This window comes from Marinobacterium weihaiense, assembly GCF_019061305.1.
Taxonomy (GTDB): domain Bacteria; phylum Pseudomonadota; class Gammaproteobacteria; order Pseudomonadales; family Balneatricaceae; genus Marinobacterium; species Marinobacterium weihaiense.
This window is the reverse complement of sequence record NZ_JAHQZT010000007.1, coordinates 124,896-143,404: the sequence shown is the minus strand read 5'-3', so window position 1 is coordinate 143,404 and position 18,509 is coordinate 124,896. Positions and strand designations below refer to the sequence as shown.

At 60.8% G+C, this 18,509-nt stretch carries 17 protein-coding genes; 5 read left to right on the top strand and 12 right to left on the bottom strand.

Annotated elements, in window-relative coordinates; all coding sequences use genetic code 11:
- The 6 genes from fni to KTN04_RS07415 form a co-directional block, all read right to left on the bottom strand.
- On the bottom strand, positions 1-1,029 hold the full coding sequence (gene fni / locus KTN04_RS07440; RefSeq protein ID WP_217334587.1) for a type 2 isopentenyl-diphosphate Delta-isomerase: 1,029 nt from the start codon (positions 1,027-1,029) through the stop codon (positions 1-3).
- Positions 1,026-2,066, bottom strand: coding sequence for a hydroxymethylglutaryl-CoA reductase (locus tag KTN04_RS07435; protein ID WP_217334586.1), 1,041 nt, complete (start codon positions 2,064-2,066; stop codon positions 1,026-1,028). The genes fni and KTN04_RS07435 overlap by 4 nt, the downstream gene beginning before the upstream one ends.
- Positions 2,067-2,169: 103 nt before the next feature.
- On the bottom strand, positions 2,170-3,519 hold the full coding sequence (locus tag KTN04_RS07430; protein ID WP_217334585.1) for a TolC family outer membrane protein: 1,350 nt from the start codon (positions 3,517-3,519) through the stop codon (positions 2,170-2,172).
- Positions 3,516-4,148, bottom strand: coding sequence for a response regulator transcription factor (locus KTN04_RS07425; protein ID WP_254262431.1), 633 nt, complete (start codon positions 4,146-4,148; stop codon positions 3,516-3,518). Before KTN04_RS07425 ends, KTN04_RS07430 begins: the two co-directional genes overlap by 4 nt.
- Positions 4,149-4,150: 2 nt before the next feature.
- Positions 4,151-5,485, bottom strand: coding sequence for an HlyD family type I secretion periplasmic adaptor subunit (locus KTN04_RS07420; RefSeq protein WP_217334584.1), 1,335 nt, complete (start codon positions 5,483-5,485; stop codon positions 4,151-4,153).
- Complete coding sequence (locus KTN04_RS07415) at positions 5,485-7,605, bottom strand: type I secretion system permease/ATPase (RefSeq protein WP_217334583.1); 2,121 nt, start codon at positions 7,603-7,605, stop codon at positions 5,485-5,487. The genes KTN04_RS07420 and KTN04_RS07415 overlap by 1 nt, the downstream gene beginning before the upstream one ends.
- 134 nt (positions 7,606-7,739) lie before the next feature.
- Here KTN04_RS07415 and KTN04_RS07410 point away from each other — a divergent pair, with 134 nt between their 5' ends.
- Positions 7,740-8,111, top strand: coding sequence for a hypothetical protein (locus KTN04_RS07410; protein ID WP_217334582.1), 372 nt, complete (start codon positions 7,740-7,742; stop codon positions 8,109-8,111).
- Here the strand turns inward: KTN04_RS07410 and KTN04_RS07405 are convergent.
- The 3 genes from KTN04_RS07405 to KTN04_RS07395 all read right to left on the bottom strand — a co-directional run bounded on the left by KTN04_RS07405 (position 8,103) and on the right by KTN04_RS07395 (position 12,056).
- Positions 8,103-9,704 (bottom strand): hypothetical protein, encoded by a 1,602-nt coding sequence (locus KTN04_RS07405; RefSeq protein WP_217334581.1) that lies wholly within the window; start codon positions 9,702-9,704, stop codon positions 8,103-8,105. The genes KTN04_RS07410 and KTN04_RS07405 overlap by 9 nt on opposite strands.
- Positions 9,705-9,852: 148 nt before the next feature.
- On the bottom strand, positions 9,853-11,079 hold the full coding sequence (locus tag KTN04_RS07400; RefSeq protein ID WP_217334580.1) for an argininosuccinate synthase: 1,227 nt from the start codon (positions 11,077-11,079) through the stop codon (positions 9,853-9,855).
- Positions 11,080-11,198: 119 nt separating this feature from the next.
- On the bottom strand, positions 11,199-12,056 hold the full coding sequence (locus KTN04_RS07395) for a flagellar protein MotY (RefSeq protein ID WP_254262430.1): 858 nt from the start codon (positions 12,054-12,056) through the stop codon (positions 11,199-11,201).
- A 163-nt stretch (positions 12,057-12,219) separates the two neighbouring features.
- Here KTN04_RS07395 and rnt point away from each other — a divergent pair, with 163 nt between their 5' ends.
- Positions 12,220-12,840 carry a ribonuclease T gene (gene rnt, locus KTN04_RS07390; RefSeq protein ID WP_254262442.1) on the top strand — a complete coding sequence of 207 codons (621 nt, stop codon included), beginning with the start codon at positions 12,220-12,222 and terminating at the stop codon, positions 12,838-12,840.
- A gap of 90 nt (positions 12,841-12,930) precedes the next feature.
- On the opposite strand, the gene grxD is transcribed toward rnt, so the two are convergent.
- Positions 12,931-13,266 carry a Grx4 family monothiol glutaredoxin gene (grxD, locus tag KTN04_RS07385; RefSeq protein ID WP_217334578.1) on the bottom strand — a complete coding sequence of 112 codons (336 nt, stop codon included), beginning with the start codon at positions 13,264-13,266 and terminating at the stop codon, positions 12,931-12,933.
- A 264-nt stretch (positions 13,267-13,530) separates the two neighbouring features.
- On the opposite strand from grxD, the gene KTN04_RS07380 reads away from it, so the two are divergent.
- From KTN04_RS07380 to KTN04_RS07370, 3 genes are all read left to right on the top strand, one after another.
- The gene (locus KTN04_RS07380; protein ID WP_217334577.1) at positions 13,531-14,730 is read left to right on the top strand and encodes an aspartate aminotransferase family protein; all 1,200 of its coding nucleotides are present in this window, start codon (positions 13,531-13,533) and stop codon (positions 14,728-14,730) included.
- A 61-nt stretch (positions 14,731-14,791) separates the two neighbouring features.
- Positions 14,792-15,700 carry an ornithine carbamoyltransferase gene (gene argF, locus KTN04_RS07375; protein WP_217334576.1) on the top strand — a complete coding sequence of 303 codons (909 nt, stop codon included), beginning with the start codon at positions 14,792-14,794 and terminating at the stop codon, positions 15,698-15,700.
- Between the two features lie 89 nt (positions 15,701-15,789).
- A complete protein-coding gene (locus KTN04_RS07370) occupies positions 15,790-16,704 on the top strand; it encodes a LysR family transcriptional regulator (RefSeq protein ID WP_217334575.1) in 915 nt (304 codons plus the stop codon).
- Between the two features lie 18 nt (positions 16,705-16,722).
- Here KTN04_RS07370 and KTN04_RS07365 read toward each other — a convergent pair whose 3' ends face one another.
- Together KTN04_RS07365 and secF are read right to left on the bottom strand one after the other, a co-directional pair.
- Complete coding sequence (locus tag KTN04_RS07365) at positions 16,723-17,214, bottom strand: hypothetical protein (RefSeq protein ID WP_217334574.1); 492 nt, start codon at positions 17,212-17,214, stop codon at positions 16,723-16,725.
- A 76-nt stretch (positions 17,215-17,290) separates the two neighbouring features.
- Positions 17,291-18,508, bottom strand: coding sequence for a protein translocase subunit SecF (gene secF / locus KTN04_RS07360; RefSeq protein ID WP_328515973.1), 1,218 nt, complete (start codon positions 18,506-18,508; stop codon positions 17,291-17,293).
- Position 18,509 lies beyond the last annotated feature (1 nt).

The window sequence follows — 18,509 nt, the reverse complement described above, 5'->3', positions numbered from 1 at the left end:
TCAACGCTCGTGGACAATAAGCGCCCTGTTTCGGAACAGCGCCGCCATATCCGGCGTACCGAGCAGAAACATCGCAGTGATAAATTCCCGTCGCAGTCGCTCGATGACGGCTGCCACGGCTTCGGCCGATTCCATCGCCGGCTGCAGCAGAGGGGCTGCCATGCCGCACAGCGAGGCGCCGAGTATAACAGATTTGGCCATATCAATCCCATCTCTGAGACCGCCGCTGGCAATCAGGGTGGCGCGGTCGGCAAAGGGGGCGGCCTGCTGTAGAGCCAGCGGCGTTGGCAGCCCCCAGTCCTGAAAGCGGATGCCGATGTCATTGCCGTCGTGACGGCGATGGTGCTCGATACGGCTCCAGGAGGTACCGCCCTGGCCGGCCACGTCGAAGTGGGTCACGCCCTGCTCCAGCCCCAGGGCGATATCGGCGGCCGACAAACCGGCCCCCACTTCCTTGAGCAGCACCGGCACATTCAGTTCACGGCGGATGGCACCGATCTTGTCGGCCACGCCACGGAAGTCGGTATCCCCTTCCGGCTGCACCGCTTCCTGCAGCGGATTGAGATGGAAATAGAGCGCGTCGGCCCCCAGCACCTCGACCGCACGGCGGCACTTGTCCAGATCGAAACCGTAGTTGAGCTGCACCCCGCCCACGTTGCCGATCAGTACCGTGGTGGGCGCATGCTCACGCAAGGCAAAGCTGGCCTCGGCCGCGGGATGGGTAAACATGACCCGCTGTGAGCCTACGGCCATGGCCACGCCACACCGTTCGGCGGCGATGGCCAGGTTGGTGTTGATGGTGCGTACCAGCTCATGGTCGCCCCCGGTCATGGAAGAGATCAGCAGCGGAAAGCTAAGACGCTTGCCGAGGAATTGGGTGCTCGGGTCGATCGCGTCCAGTGACAGTTCCGGCAGAGCCCGGTTGGTCAGCAAAATGCGATCGAACCACTGGCTGTCACGGTCGGTGGCCGGGTCTCGCTCGATGGCCCGGATATGTTCGATCTTGCGCTCGTTGGTCGGGTCGGTCATGACCGCTCCAGCTTGATATGGGCTTCCATCAGTTCACCCGGGTTGGTCTGCGCCGCCAGTAACGACAGTTCACCACAGAGCACGGTGGCCGCGCAGATGGCCGCCAGGCGCCGGGCGTTGGCGCCGGGCTCGCGTGCCTCGCGACATCCCAGCTGACGCAGGTTCTCGTCCACAAAGTCGATGCCCTTGCCGTTGCCCACGGATCCCACAATCAGGTTGGGCAGGGTACAGGAGAAATAGAGATCGCCTTCCCGTACCTCGGCATGCACCACACCCTGGGAGCCTTCAATGATGTTGGCCGCGTCCTGGCCGGTGGCCAGATAAAATGCCAGCAGCATGTTGGCGTAATGCGCATTGGCACTGCGCAGGCCGCCGGCCATCAGGGTACCTATAAGGTTTTTCTTGATGTTCAGATCAACCACTTTTTCCGGTGTGGTCTTGAGTCGACGTTCGCAAACAGCGCGCGGGATCAGGATTTCGCTGACCACATACTTGCCGCGCCCCAGAATGCCGTTGACCGCGGTGGCTTTCTTGTCCGAGCAGTAGTTGGCGGAAATGGAGGAGTAGCGCAGCTGCGGGTACTCGGCCAGAATCCAGGGGATCAGCTTGTCCGCCGCATTGGTCACCATGTTGTGGCCGGAGGCATCACCGGTGGTGAACTCCAGGCGCAGATAGATGAGATTGCCGACGATCTGACTGTGCATGTCGATCAGGTCAGCAAAGCGGCTACTGGTCGCCACGACAGCATTGAGATCGGCCCGGCGCGACTTGATTGACTGCAGCGCCTGATGTGCCGCCAGGGCATCATCGGCTTCCAGCAGGATGGAGCGGGTCATGCGCTCGTCCACGACGGTGGTCACGATACCCTTTTCCGTCAGGTTGGAGACCCGAGCCCCCCGCCCGACCGACGGCCAGAGCGGCGTTTCATAGGTGGCCAGGGGCACGCTGAGCTTTTCGTCAAGCACATCGCCGCTGATCTTGATGGGGCCGACCCAGCGCATCGGGATCGGCGCTTCCAGTATTTTGTGTGACTTCATGCTCGGTGCATCCTTTAAATGAAAAAGGGTTGCCCGGCGGACAACCCTTCAGAAAGACCTCTGGCTGCGCCGGATTTTAAGCTACCGGCGCCGAAGGATGCAATTACTGGCCGCCGGCCACCACTTCCGGGGCGCCGGAATCCGCGTCAGTTGCCGTGGCTTCCACTGGCGGCAACGACACTTCGAGTGCCTCCAGCAGCTCGCCGGTGCCGGTCAGGATGCGCAGCTTGGCGATTTCACTGTCGACCCGGGCCTCGGCCAGCTGATTCTTGGCCGAAAAAACCTCGTTCTCGGTATCCAGCAGGTCGAGCAGAGACCGCTGACCGATATCGAACTGCTTCTTGTAGGAGTTGCGCGTATCCTCGCTGGAGCGCACATGACGTTCCAGGTGCTCCAGCTGGCGCTGCAGGATTTCATGCGCATTCCAGGACAGTTCGACGCTTTCACGAATCTGACGCTGGGCATCGCGCTGAATCGCCTGCGCCTCGCCGATCTGGTGCTCGGTTTGACGGATGCGGGCCTGATCGCCGCCGCCGTTGTACAGGTTGTAACGCAAGCGCAGCATGGCGGTCAGGTCTTCGTCATCACCTTCAATGCCGTCGATGTTATGGTCCCAGCGGCGCTCGACCTCGAAGTCCAGGCGCGGCGCCATACGGCTTTTGGCGGCATCCCGCTGGGCCACGGCCGCTTCCACGTCCGCCTGAGCCAAGCCGGCAATCGGCTGGTTGGCCAGGCCCTTTTCAACCGCCGCCGCCAGCGTTTCCGGCAGCATCAACGTGCTGCTGTCGAAGGGTTCCAGGGTATCCGGCGCCGGTTGCCCGACCACTCGGCGATAGCTGGCCTGGGCATCGCGCAGGTTGTTCTCGGCCGCCAGCATGTTCACTTCGGCCAGTGCCAGTCGGCCTTCGGCCTGCTGCAGGGATGCCAGGGTGCCCATGCCGGACTCGGAGCGACGGCGGATCTGATCATAGAGGGTCACGTGGTTGTACAGGCTTTCCTTGGCCAGCTGCAGCAGCTGTTCGCGGCGTTGCACTTCCAGGTAGGCCCGTGCAGCCGTCAGCACGTAACGCTGCGCGGTATCCTTGTAATTGCTGGCGCGGGACGCAGCCCGTGCCTGCTGGCGCTCGACCTCGCTGCGGGTGGCAAAGCCGTCAAAGATCATCTGATTCAGGTTCAACCGTGCTTCACGACGGTCCAGTTCCTGGTCCTGTATTCCGTTCTGTTTGTCGGTCCATTCATAGCCATAGCCCAGGCTGGCATCCAGCGTCGGGTAGTACCCGGCCCGCGCCTGACGTATCTCCTGCAATACCGCGGCATAGCTCTGCAGCGCCTGCTGTACTTCAGGGTTCTGGTCGATGTTGTCGACCACCACCTGCTGCAAGGTTGCGGCATGGGTCCAGCCTGACGCGCCCAGGCTCAGCGCTAGCGCCAGCATCGAGTGCTTGAATCTCATATCTTTGCTCCTGCATTCCGTGAGTCCGAGAGCGTCTGGCCGCTCAGCTTTAAAATTAGCTCAATCCGATCATGTACGCCGGACTTTTCCAGAATCGCACTGACGTGTGCCTTGACCGTACGCTCGGTGATCTCCAGCTGGCGTGCGATGAGCTTGTTGCTGAGCCCCTGCGCCAGCAGCGCCAGCACCTCCTGCTCGCGCCCGCTGAGATGCCAGTCATCGGCCGGGCGCAACACCGGCTCCTGGCGGTCCAGCAACCGCTTGAGAAGGCCCTGCATGACTTCGGGGCCGGCCCAGACATCGCCCCGCATGACGCTGGCAACCAGTTCAGGCAACAGCTCCGGCTGAATATAGGTATTGGCATAGCCGCTGACCCCGTGCCGGAGCAACCACTCCCCCTCTTCCGGGCTGGGCCGGTCGACCAGCGCCACCAGTGCCCCCGGCCACGGCCGGGCCAGCAGCGTCCGCTGCCAATGGGCATCCAGTCCGCTCCAGTGCACCAGCAACAGGGTCGGCTCGCCCCCCCGCAGTGCGTCTTCGAGACGGGTACAGCAGTGTGCGTCACTGTGCAGGGCCTGCTGCCAGCGCTGCATCAGATCAGGGTGCGGGGCATAAAGCTCGATGTGCATGTCTATCGCTCCGTCAGGGCGCGTTGAGACGCGCGGTTGATCGGCTTGAGCAGGTACTGCATCACGGTTTTCTTGCCGGTCAGAATATCCACGCCGACCGTCATGCCCGCCATCAGCGGCAGCGGGCTGGCCTCACTGCCCAGATAGGGCGCCGCTGTTTCCAGCCGCACCAGGTAGTAGGGCAGCTTGGCCTCGGGGTCCATGATCGTGCCCGGCGAGATGAACACCACCTTCGCATCCAAGCCACCGTAGATGGCAAAGTCGTAGGCGCTGACCTTGACCACGGCATCCTGCCCCAGGCGAATATTGGCGATATCAGAAGGCTTGATCCGCGCTTCCACCAGCAACTTGTCCTCGAAGGGCACGATGCTGAGCAGGGGGTCACCCGGCTTGACGACACCGTCGATGGTATTGATCATCAGCTGTTTCACCGTACCGCGAATGGGCGCGCGCACATCGGTGCGGCTGATCCGGTCCTGCATCCCGGACAGCGCCTGCTCCAGACGCACCTGCTCCGCCACCACCTCGTTCAGTTCTTCACGGGCGCGGTTACGAAACTGCAACTCCATTTCCTGCAGGCGCTGCTCGATTTCGCTGATGGCGGACTCGATACGCGGCACGCTCAGTTCAATGCCGGAAATCTCGCCCCGCAGGTCATTGGCCTGGCGACGCAGGCGCAGATGTTCCACCTCCGAAATGACCCCCTCACGCATCAGCGGCTCACTGATGCGCAGCTCTCGCAACAGCAGGCCGTAACTGCCCCGCAGCTGTCGAATGCGCGAATTGGCTTCGACCAGCTCCTGCTCGCGCTGCTGACGCTGGCGGACCAGCACCTCAAGGTTGCTGGCCAACTCCTGTTGACGCGACTCGAACAGATCAAGCTCCTGTTCAAGCAAGCGCCGATAGGCCGGGTCAAAGTCCTGCGGCATGCTGAAGGGTTCGTCATTGGCTTCGGCGGCAAGTCGTGCGGCACGGGCCTGCAGCTCAACTTCACGCACCTGATTTTCCTTGAAGGAGCTGGCAAAACGCTTGTCTTCGATCTTCAGCAGCACCTCGCCACGCTCGACCAGCTGCCCCTCGCGCACCAAAATGTCGGCCACGATACCGCCCTCGAGGTTCTGCACCACTTGCAACTGGTGTGACGGGATGATCTCGCCCTCGCCCCGGGCAATCTCGTCCAGCTCGGCCCAATTAGCCCATATCAGCGCCAGCACGATGAACAGCGCCCCGGCCCAAAGCAGCAGGCTGGCCCCTCGCGGCGCCTGCTCCAGCATGGCTTCGCTGATGCTGTTGGTATAACGGATATCCCCTGCACGGGGTCGAGAATGCCTGCTCATCAGCGCCTCACCTGCAGGCGTCCCTGCTTCAGGGCTTCCAGTACGCTATCCTTGGGGCCGTCGGCCAGCACGCAGCCGTCATCGATGACGATCAGCCGATCCACCAAGTCCAGCAGCGACATCTTGTGGGTCACCATCAGCAGCGTACGTTCGCGGGCGAAGGTCTTGAGTTGACGGCGCAGGTACTCTTCCGAGGCGTTATCCATGGCGTTGCTGGGCTCATCCAGAATCAGGATGGCCGGCTCGTGCAGCAGCGCGCGCGCCAATGCCACAGCCTGGCGCTGCCCCCCGGACAGGGCACTGCCGCGCTCACCCACCGGCATATCAAACCCGAGCGGGTGCTGATTGACGAAAGCTTCCACGCCGCTCATCCGAGCCGCGCGGAGAATCTGCTTGTCCGTTGCCTGCGGCAGGCCGATGGTAATATTGTCACGGACCGTGCCGGCAAACAGCATCACGTCCTGGGGCACATAGCCGATACTGCGACGCAGGTCGGAAGGATCAATCTGTTTCAGGTCGATGCCATCAATGGCAATGGCGCCCGCTGTCGGCTGATACAGCCCCATGACCAGCTTCTGAATGCTGCTTTTACCGGACCCGATGCGGCCGATGAGTGCCACCTTTTCACCGGGCTGGACGGAAAAACTGACCGATTTGAGCGCCCCGTATTCCGTGCCCGGGTAGGTAAAATCCACCTCCTTGAAAGCAACGCCACCCTTGAAATCAGGGCGGTGTACATAATGCCGATCAGCCTCGTGCTCATCTGGCAGTGCCATGATTTCATCCAGCGTTTTCAGCGCCTTAAGCGACTGTTCGTAATTGGCGATCAGGCTGGCCACCTGTGCCAGCGGTGCAATGGCGCGCCCACTGAGGATGACACAAGCGATGAGCCCCCCCATGGACAGATCCTGCTCCATGATCATGTATACCCCGCCGATCACCAGCAGCACCGACGCCAGCTGCTGTACCAGACCGGCAAAACTGACCACCGAGGCGGACAGCATGCGCGACCTAAGCCCCCAGCGGGCGATATACCCCACGGCTTCTTCCCAGCGTACCTGCATGGGGCTCGCCGCCCGCTGGGTCTTGAGGGTTTCCATGGCGGTCAACGACTCCACCAGAGTTCCGTTTTTCTGTGCCGTGGAGCTGAAGGTGCGCTCGATGGAACGCCGCAGAGCGGGCCGTACAGCCAGGGCATACAGCAGAATCAACGGCACCGCCATCGCCGGGATGATCACCAGCGGCCCGCCGATCAGGCTGATCACCACCAGGAACAGCAGCATGAAGGGAATATCGATGAGAACGGTGTTGGTGGTAGAGCTGAGAAAATTACGAATGCTGTCGAATTCGCGCAGGTTGCTGGCAAAGGCCCCGACCGAGCTCGGCATGGCGTCATAGCGCAACCCCATGACCTTTTCGAACAACCGGGCCGACAGCAGCACATCGGACTTCTTGCCGGCTACCTCGATGAAATAGGACCTCAGCATCTTGAGCCCGAAATCGAACAGGTACACCACGCCCACACCAATTGCCAGAACCCACAGGGTTTCAACCGCATGGTTGGGCACCACCCGGTCATACACGTTCATCACGAACAGCGGGTTGGCCAGCACAAACAGGTTGATCAGCACCGACGCCAGCAGCACGTCACGGTAAATGCGGGCCGAACGCCACAACGTGCCCCAGAACCAGTGGCCGTCACGATCGCCCAGCACCCGACTGGACTGCTCGCCCAGGCGATACTCGGGGCGCACGAAGATCACGTACCCGGTATAAACGTTCTCAAGTGACTGTAGCGTCATGCGGGCGGCGCCGCCGCTTTCCGGCTGTACCACTTCAGCCTCGCCGGCGTCCTCATCCACCGACTGCAGGAGACAGGCCCCTTCGCCTTCGAGCAGGAGCACCGCCGGCAGCAACAGGTTGGGCAACTCACCCAGCCGGCGCTGGGCCAGCCGGGCGGAAAAACCGCCACGGGCGGCGGCTCGCAGAAACAGTTTGGGGGTGAGACGGCCAGACTCCAGCGGAAGCCCTTCGGTCAGTACCTGAGGGGTGCAGGGGCGATTGTTCTGTTCTGTCAGCAGCACCAGACACTGGAGCAGCGGGTCCCTTTCGACATCCATGCAGTCAGATTCCTGATCAATGAGTAATCAATCTAACAAGTGTTTCAAAAATAGAAAAGTCGGAAATGCACGTTACAGCCGAGATAATGGTGGCTACACTGGAGCCACTACCAGCTTAGTTCAGGATCCATGAAATGCTGTATGCGTTGCGAGATGAAGCGGGCCGCATTTCGGCACTGACCGACAGACCACTGCCCGATGCCAAGGCCGTACAGGCCAACGACCCGGACGTAATGGCGTTCCTGTCACTGGATGAAGCCAACTTCACCGCCAGTGAATTTCTGGACGGATCGGATCTGTCGACCATTCGCATACTGGAGGATTTGATCGACACTCTGATTGAGCGTCAGGTCATTCGTTTCACCGATCTGCCGGACGCCGCCCAGCGCAAACTGCTGAGCCGCAAGGTAGCACGCTCGCTGGCAAACCCGGACGCCGCGACCGACAGCGCCGCCCCCAGCCAGCATGAAGCACTGTTCCTGCGTGAAGACGAGCAGTTATTCTGATTCGGCCCGAGACGTTCCCAGGCGGGTTTTGAGTCGATCTGCCAAACGCTCGGCCAGACTGCTGTACCGCTGTTGCTGCCGGTGCGTCAGCGCGGCATACTGCAGATTGAAGAGCACGTCATCACAACGGCGAATCGATACTACTGGATCATCGCTTTGTTCCCGGCGCAGCAGTTCCAACTCAGCCTGCACCAGGTTGAGCGCGACACTGGGGTTTTCCGGTTGAACCTGATAGGCCTGCAGGAATGCCTCACGCCCCCCCGCTACGTCCCCCTTGCGAAACGCCATCATCCCTTTCAGGTTGATGCGGGCCCAGTCGATGCTGACCGTTTTGGGGGTTAGATCATGCCGGATGGCGTGCGCCTGCGCGGCCGACTCGCTATGCTCCAGACCATCAAGCAATTGATCCAGCCACTGCGCCTGGTATTCCAGCGGCAGCTGGTCAAACATCTCCAGCGCAGCCCGCGCCGCCTGCTCTGCCCGCCCCTTGTCCCGCGAGTGGCGCAAAACATCGGACAGCAGCAGACGCGACTTGAATTGCGCCACCGGGTCGTGATTGAAATCTTCCACGACCTGCTCCAGCACTTGCACCGCTTCCTGCTCGGCCTCGAGCACGGCATCACCTTGCAGGTCTTCCATTCGCGCCCGTAGCGCCTGAGCCAGTGCAAAGTAGTAATCGGGCTGCTGAAACGCCGAATAGCGCCCGAAACGAACCGCAGCCCGAAACGCATCCACAGCCATGCGCCAGTCCTGCAGCCGTGCGGCCACATCGCCCTGCTCGGCCTGCAGCTGCGCCACCGTCGGCTGCAACAGCACGGACTTGCGCAGCAACGTCATCGACTGATTCAGCTCTCCCTTGAGACGGTGTAACCGCGCCAGCCAGCTGAAAGCATCAATACAAACCTGCTGTTGACGAATCACGCTGCCCAGTGCCTCTTCAGCTTGATGCAGCTCGATACGCCGATAGGCGGCCACCCCCACCCCGACCCGCATCCAGTGCTGGTCACGCTCCTCCAACAAATCGCCAAACAGCGCCTGCGCCGCATCATAGCGCCCCAGGCGCAGCAGAATAATGCCCTGCAACCGCTGCATGAACACCTTCAGTGCCGGGTACTGCCGCAGCTTCTGCTCGCACAGGTCATAGGCCTCGACCCAGCGGCCTTGGTCCATCAAGGAATCCAGCGGCTTGATCGCCTGTTTGAGGCGTATCAAGCGCTGCAACGACATGCGCAGACGCCCTTCCTGATAAGGCTTCTCGATGCACAGATCCGGGGAAGACTCGAGAGAACCGAACAGCAGCGAGGCCGCTTCCTGGTCCGCCACCAGTACAAAACCGGTACCGAAGCGGTACAATCCCTCGGCCTGTGCTTCATGCATCAGCTGCAGGCCGTTTTTTTCTCCCTTACCCAGGTCATACACCATGAAGCACAGGTCTATCGTTTCTTCCCGCAGGATCGACAGGGCCATGTTGACCGATGACGCCACCTCGACCTGAGCCACGCCCAGACGCTGCAGCAGCCCCTTGAGGGTCCGCATGTCATCCAGCCGCTTGTCGAGTATCAGCGCTTTTTTAGCAGAAAGAAGAGTATCCATAAACCTACACTATCAGGAACTTATGGAAAAGTAGCACGCCGACTGAAGATCCGGCAAAGATTGACGCACCTGCTGTCGAACACGCACGAAAAAGGCCATGCCGGCACTGCCGGCATGGCCCTGAGCGGGTCTGTGAAAGAGGCGCGGATCAGTCGTCAAGCAGATCACGGCCCTTGCTGGCCGCGATGCGCATGCGCAGTGCATTCAGCTTGATAAAGCCTTCAGCATCCTTCTGATCGTAAGAACCTGCATCATCCTCGAAAGTCGCAATGCTTTCATCAAACAGGCTGTCTTCTGAACGGCGACCAACCGCAGTCACGGCTCCCTTATACAGTTTCACGCGCACATCACCGTTCACGTTGCGCTGGCTGTAGTCGATCATCTGCTGGAGCATCTTGCGCTCTTCGGACCACCAGAAACCGTTATAGATCACCTTGGCGTAACGCGGCATCAGCTCGTCTTTCAAGTGCGCCGCTTCACGGTCCAGCGTCAGGGACTCGATGGCACGGTGCGCCTTGAGCATAATGGTGCCCCCCGGTGTCTCGTAACAGCCACGGGACTTCATGCCCACGAAGCGGTTCTCGACGATATCCAGACGGCCGACACCGTTGGCACCGCCTACCTTATTCAGATACTCCAGCACGGTGGCGGGGGTCATCTCTTTGCCATCAATCGCGACGATATCGCCCTTGCGGTAGGTCAGCGTCAGGTAGGTCGGTTCATCCGGAGCCTGCTCCGGGCTGACACTCCAGCGCCACATATCGTCTTCGGCTTCCGCCCAAGGATCCTCCAGAATGCCGCCTTCGTAGGAGATGTGCAGCAGGTTAGCATCCATGGAGTACGGCGACTTTTTCTTGCTGGAGCTGAAATCAACCGGAATATCGCGGTCTTCGCAGTATTTCATCAGTGTTTCGCGCGACGTCAAATCCCACTCACGCCAGGGCGCGATTACCTTGACACCCGGCTTCAGCGCGTAGGCGCCCAGCTCGAAACGAACCTGGTCGTTACCCTTGCCGGTGGCACCGTGAGAGATCGCATCAGCACCGGTTTCGTTGGCGATTTCGATCAGACGCTTGGCAATCAACGGACGCGCGATGGACGTACCGAGCAGGTATTCACCTTCATAGATGGTGTTGGCGCGGAACATCGGGAAGACGTAGTCGCGCACGAACTCTTCACGCAGGTCTTCGATGTAGATCTCTTTTACGCCCAGGGCCTGCGCCTTGGCACGTGCAGGCTCCACCTCTTCACCCTGACCCAGGTCAGCGGTAAAGGTCACCACCTCACAGTTGTAGGTGTCCTGCAACCAGCGCACGATTACAGAAGTATCCAGACCGCCTGAATACGCCAGGACGACCTTTTTAATGTCGGACATGTTGCTGCTCCAGAAACAATTGCCGGGTGTCCACCATGGACACCCGGCCGCTAAAATTCACTCGACACAAGTGTTTATAATATATCAGAAAGCACCTGAACGCTGAACTGCTGCATAGGTCAGTCCCGTTCAAGGCGCACCGCCACGCGGCGGTTGCGCGCTCGGTTTTCGGCCGTTGTATTGGGTACGACCGGATAACGCTCGCCGTGGAAGCGTGTCACGATCATGTCCTCGGGGATACCCTGACTGACCAGATAACGCGTGACCTCTTCCGCCCGTTTCTTGGACAGGTCTCGGTTGAGCAGGCGACGGCCGTAGTTGTCAGAGTGACCATCGACATAGATCGACTTCACGCTGTCGTCGGTCTTGACGTACAGCGCAATCAGGTCGAGACGCTCGCGAGTGGCATCCGATAGCCGCCAAGTGGCTGACGGAAAGAGCACGGCGGTACGGGCCACCTGACGATAGTTCACCGGCAGCAGCGTGGTCAGGCAATCAAGGTAATCGTTGTAGGCCGATTGAAAGTTGGCTGCAGAGATACCAATTTCCACCGGCTCGCCGCTTTGAAACCATTGCTCGCTGGAAAAGGTGGGCGTCATACCCTTGTGCAGAGCCACCAGCATCCGGTTGGCCGCGTCACTGTCCAGCTCCAGGCCACCATTATCAGGGCTTACCTGCACCCGGCTGATCATCACCGGCGCAATACCCGGCTGCCAGGCCGAGGCCCTGGCCACCAGCAGCGCTTCGCCGCTGAGCTGGTCCGTCTGGGTAGGCGTGAGACGAAATCGCAACGACTCGCCGGCCTCATGCTCGAACAGGGCACGGCCGAAGGCCGGCACGGGCTGACTGAGACGACAAAAGAAACGCGAGGTTTCCATCTCCCAGACCGAGTCATCAATGGACGCACGAAACACCACCGCCTGCACCCAGCCCGGCAACAACAGCAACATCAGTAAGGCCAACCAGCGGGGGTTCAAATTTGTCGTCTCCACAGATCCGATTTCACGCAATGTAACGGCCGCCGAGCGTCGGACTTGAGGCCGTTTTGACGCCGTGGGCCAGGCTGTTAGAATGCCCGCGGCCAATTATAACTTGCAAGTAAGGATTTTCGTGACTCATCACAGCGCCCACCCTCATCCCATGGCAGACCGCTTCCGGGGCTTTCTGCCTGTCGTTGTAGATGTTGAAACCGCCGGTTTCAACCCGCGCACCGATGCCTTGCTCGAAATTGCAGCCGTCACCCTGACCATGGATGAAAATGGCTATCTGATGATTGATCAGAGCTATGACGCCAACGTCATCCCCTTTGCGGGTGCAAACCTGGAACAGTCAGCGCTGGACTTTACCGGCATTGACCCCTATGACCCGGCGCGCAACGCCATTGCCGAGCAGGATGCACTGGAAAAGATCTTCAAGCCGATTCGCAAGTCGATCAAGTCTCACGGCTGCAAACGTGCTGTCCTGGTGGGCCACAACGCCTCGTTCGATCACAGCTTCGTCACCAACGCGTCTGAACGCTGCAACGTCAAGCGCAACCCTTTCCACCCCTTTTCCACGTTTGACACCGTATCGCTGGCAGGCCTGGCCTATGGCCACACGGTATTGGCCAAAGCCTGCGACTTGGCGGGCATCGACTTTGACGGCAAACAAGCTCATTCGGCTCTGTATGACACCCTGAAAACGGCTGAACTATTCTGCACCATCGTCAATCACTGGAAAGACATGGGCGGCTGGGACATGCTGCTGGCCACACGCGACTGAGCCTGTTCACCGCGAGGTACGGGATGTTCACGATAAAAAACCGCGCTCGAAGGCGCGGTTTTTTTTGTAAACGCTTGCAAGCCAGGCTGATCAGGCCTCAGCTTCACCGTCCGCCTGGGATGCCGCTGCCACCATCTCTTTCAGCTCACCACTGGCCGCCATTTCGCAGATGATGTCGCACCCGCCCACCAGCTCACCATTGATCCACAGCTGCGGAAAGGTCGGCCAATTGGCATACTTGGGCAGTTCGGCGCGAATATCCGGGTTTTCCAGAATGTTCACGAACGCGAAACGCTCGCCACAGGACATCACCGCTTCAACGGCACGTGAGGAGAAGCCACACTGCGGAAACCGGGGCGTGCCCTTCATGTACAGCAGGATTGCATTGTTTTCGATCTGTTCTTTGATCGTATCGACTACGCTCATCTATGCACCTTTACTATGTCTGACTCGTGGATCCGTTCAAGCACCACAGCTTAACATATAACCGAGTGTTCCACTCAAGTTAGACCGGACCTGGGCCCTTTTGTACCACCGATACGCCGTGGCAAAGCCGCCAACATGACCGCATTTGCCGTCGTTTTGTTGACGTCGGCCCGCTGATTGAATTGCCAAACCGGGTTGCGACTCATAGAATGTTTGTTTTATCGGCAGCCATGGCTGCCTTTTTGCGTTGTAGGGAGACTCCCCATGGCTACGCAGCCACTGATGAATGTATTCAACCGGCTTTCGGTTGCCTTTGAGCGTGGAGAAGGCGCCTGGCTTTACGATACCGACGGTAACAAATATCTGGATGCACTGTGCGGCATCGCCGTGACGGGACTGGGCCATGCCCACCCGGCTGTTACCCGCGCCATCAGCGAGCAGGCAGCCAAGCTGGTGCATTGCTCCAACATCTACACCATTCCATTGCAGATCGAACTGGCAGAACGCTTGACCCGCATCGCCGGCATGGACAACGCCTTCTTCGCCAACTCCGGCGCCGAAGCCAATGAAGCAGCCATCAAGCTGGCCCGCCGTTACGGCCACAGCCGCAACATCGACACCCCGACCATCATCGTCATGGAACAGTCCTTCCATGGCCGTACGTTGGCCACCCTGAGCGCCACCGGCAATCGCGCCACCCAGCAGGGCTTCGAACCACTGGTCAGCGGCTTTGTCCGCGTCCCTTACGATGACATCGAGGCCGTGCGCCAGGTAGCACGCAACAACACCAACGTGGTGGCAGTGCTGGTTGAACCGGTGCAGGGCGAAGGCGGTATTCACATTCCGGCCCCCGACTACCTGCAGCAGTTGCGCGATATCTGTGACGCGCATGAATGGCTGCTGATGCTGGACGAAGTTCAAAGCGGCAACGGCCGTACCGGGTGCTACTTTGCCTATCAGCACACCAATATCCTGCCGGACGTCGTCACCACCGCCAAAGGGCTGGGCAACGGCTTCCCCATCGGCGCCTGCCTGGCCCGTGGCAAAGCGGCCGAGGTACTGGGCCCGGGCAGCCATGGCACTACGTATGGCGGCAACCCACTGGCCTGTGCGGCCGCACTGGCGGTGATTGACACCATTGAACAGGATGGCCTGTGCCGGCGTGCTGAACAACTGGGCAACCGCATTGCCGACGGCTTCCGCGCCCGGCTGGGCGATGCTCCTTATGTAAAAGAGATACGTAACAAGGGCCTGATGATCGGCATTGAACTGAATGAAGCCGGCAGCGAGCTGGTGGTTCTGGCCAAGGTCAAGGGCATATTGCTCAATGTCACGGGTGGCGGGCGTGTCATACGCCTGCTGCCGCCCCTGATCATGTCCGATCAGGAAGCCGACCTGCTGGTCGGTACCGTTGCTCAGCTGATCCGGGTTTATGCCGGTGAAGAACGCGACAGCATCAACTGAGCCCCTCACATCAACTGACACCGGGAGCCGGCGGCCATGGGCCGCCGACCGATACCTACTTATGAGTACACGACACTTTCTCACCCTGCTGGATATGACGCCCGAAGAACTGCAGCAGATCGTGCAGCGGGCCATCATCCTCAAGCAGATGCGCAACGCGGACGAAACCTATGAGCCGTTGAAGAACAAGGTCATGGCCATGATCTTTGAAAAGTCTTCCACGCGCACCCGCGTTTCCTTCGAAGCCGGTATGGCCCAGTTTGGCGGCCACGCCATGTTCCTGTCCCCGCGCGATACCCAGCTGGGCCGCGGCGAGCCGGTCGAAGACAGCGCACGTGTCATCTCCAGCATGGTCGACGTGGTGATGATCCGCACCTTCAGCCATGAGCTGGTCGAAACTTTTGCCCGCTACTCCCGGGTGCCCGTCATCAATGCCCTCACCGATGACTACCATCCCTGCCAGCTGCTGGCCGATATGCAGACCTTCCTGGAACAGCGCGGTCCGATCAAGGGCAAGACGGTGGCCTGGGTCGGTGACGGCAATAATATGTGTCACTCCTACATCAACGCGGCACGCCAGTTCGACTTCAAGCTTAACATCGCCTGCCCGGAAGGCTTTGAGCCCGATGCCGATCTGGTCGCCCGCAACAGCGACCGTGTCAATGTATTCTCCAGCCCGGAAGAAGCCGTCAGCGGCGCCCACCTGGTGGTGACCGATGTCTGGGCTTCCATGGGTCAGGAAGACGAGCAACGCGAGCGCATCCGTGAGTTCCGCGGCTACCAGGTGTCGCCGGCATTGATGGATCTGGCCGAAGAAGACGCCATCTTCATGCACTGCCTGCCGGCCCACCGCGGCGAGGAAGTCAGCGAAGACATGCTGGACGATCCACGTTCAGTGGTGTTTGAAGAAGCGGAAAACCGCCTGCATGCCCAAAAGGCATTGCTGGAATTCCTGCTGGTCAAATCCTGATACGATGAACGGCGGCCGTCCCGGCCGCCCTCGTCAGACAGCTGTATTCGATACTATACTGGCTCTTATCCGGAACCAGAGGTGTGGGCATGATCGAAATTCGTCACCTGAAAACGCTGGCCGCCCTGCGCGACGCCGGCAGCCTGGTGGAAGCCGCCGAGCGCATCCACCTGACCCAGTCTGCACTGTCTCATCAGATCAAGGACCTTGAAGAGCGCCTCAACTGTTCGCTGTTCATCCGCAAAACACGCCCGATATGCTTCACCAGCGCCGGTCAGCGCCTGCTGAGCCTGGCCGACGAACTGCTGCCGATGGTGCGCAGCGCCGAACGGGACATCATGCGCCTGGCCGGTGGTGAAACCGGTCGACTGAACATCTGCATCGAGTGCCACAGCTGCTTTGACTGGCTGATGCCGACCATCGACCACTTTCGCCAGCACTGGCCCGAGGTCGAGCTGGACCTGTCCACGGGTTTCAGCTTTCAGCCCTTGCCCGCGCTGTCGCGGGGCGACCTGGATCTGGTCATCACCTCCGACCCGGAGGAGCGTACCGGCATCCACTATATTCCACTGTTCAGTTATGAGTCGATTCTGGTGATGGGACGCCAGCACCCGCTGGTCAACAAGCGCTGCATTCGGCCGGCCGACCTGGAGGGGCAAACCCTGATCACCTACCCGGTCGAGCGGGACCGCCTGGACGTGTTCACCCGCTTCCTGGACCCGGCGGATGTCGAACCCGACGAGGTGCGCACTGCCGAACTGACCGTGATGATCATGCAGCTGGTCGCCAGCGGGCGCGGGGTGGCTGCACTGCCCAACTGGGCGGCGCACGAGTATCTTCAGCGGGAGTACATCGCCGCTCGCCCACTAGGCGAAAAGGGACTCTGGTGCACACTGTACGCGGCCATGCGCGAAGACCAGAAAAATGCCGATTTCATGGTCGATTTCCTGGGCACAGCACGCGAAGTCACCTTCCACAATCTCAACGGCATCCGCAGCGCCTGAGGCCCTGCGGACTTCACCTCAGTATCGTAAACGGGTACGCACCACCTGCCCCTCGGGCAGTTCTGCCTCCAACCGACCCACCAGCTCATCCAATTCGGCGTAGCCTTCCAGGCGCAGCTGTTCACCGGACTCGGTCGTCAGAGTGGCGGCAACCACACGTCCACCCCCCACCTGAATACGCAGATTCAGCACCGAGGCCAGCGGCAGTACCAAGGCCCCTTCCGGCGCCTGCAGACTCAATATCCGGCTATCCTCATCCCAGCAGACCTCGGGATAGGCAGCCCGCCCCTGGCGCAGCTGCAGCCAGAGCTTGACCGCATACGCCAGGCATGCGGCGACACCCACTACCGGTACCAGCATCTCCGCCAGAGCACCGTTGCCCATGATCAGCCGGTACAGGTAATACAGGCTGAACAGAACCAGCCCCAGCATCGCCAGCATCCAGGCCAGCTGCCGGGCTTGCTGACGACGTCGGTAACCGGGTGATACATGAAAGACTCGGGTTGTCATAGGGCCTCCGGGCAAGCGCGAGCGAAAAGAGCGACAGTATACCGACTCCCCTCGCCCCTGCGCAGCATGCCGTACATCAAGGCATCTGCGCCAGCCGCTGGCGTACCTCTTCGGCCGTGGGCTGCAGCTGAGCCAGCCCCCTGCGGGCCCGGCGACGGGCTAGCCAGTACAGCAGCGGCGCGGCAATGAAGACCGACGAACTGGTGCCCACGATCACGCCGAACAGCAGCGGCTGGGCAAAGCTGACCACAGCGGCGCCACCGGCCAGCGCCATCGGCAACAGCGCCAGCAGGGTGGTCACCGAGGTGAACACCGTGCGCGTCAGCGTGGCCGCGATGCTTTCGTTGAGCACATCCAGCAGGGGCTTGTCCGGTGTCAGGCGCAGCTGTTCACGCACGCGGTCGAACACCACCACCTTGTCGTTGACCGAATAGCCGATCAGCGCCAGCAGCGCCGCCACGGCGGTCAGGTTGAACTCGACGCCCGCCAGCACGAAGAAGCCGATGGTCTTGGTCAGATCCAGCGCAATGGTGAGCGTGGCCGCCAGGGCGAAGTGGGACTCAAAGCGCCACCAGAGGTACCCCAGCACACCGGCTCCGGCCAGCAGGACCGCCAGAATACTGATATCACTGAAGTCACCGCTGACCTTTGGGCCTACCATTTCGGTGCGGGGAAACTCGGCCTCCGCACTCAGGTCACGTACCGACGCCTTCAGGGCTTCCATCTGTTCAGCCGCCACTGTCGGCTCCTGAGCCACCGGCAGGCGAACCAGGTAATGTCCCTCGCCTTCACTTTCCTGCACACCGGCCTGGCCGGGCAGCACCTGACGCAGGTCATCCGCCGCCACCCCCGGCGCCTGAACTTCCACCAGCGTGCCGCCGGTAAAGTCGACGCCGTACTTCAGCCCCGGCTGCACATACAGGAGCACGGCCGCCAGCGAGAGTACGGCCGACAGTGTCAGCCCGACCCTGCGCCCCCTCATCACGTTGGGGACCCGCGCACTCAGACGGTCCAGCCAGGCAACGCCCGGCAGCACCAGCGGCTGACGTTCACGACCACGAATCTGCCACTCGGTCAGCAGCTGCGTCAGGGTTACGGCCGTGAACAGGGAGGTCAGCAGCCCGATGCCGATGGTCACGGCAAATCCCTTGACTGGACCGCTACCAACCAAAAATAGCAGACTGACGGCGATCAGCGTGGTCAGGTTCGAGTCCAGAATAGTGCGATAGGCACGCGCAAAGCCTTCCTTGACCGCCATGCCGGCAGACCGGCCCTGCCGTGCCTCTTCACGGATC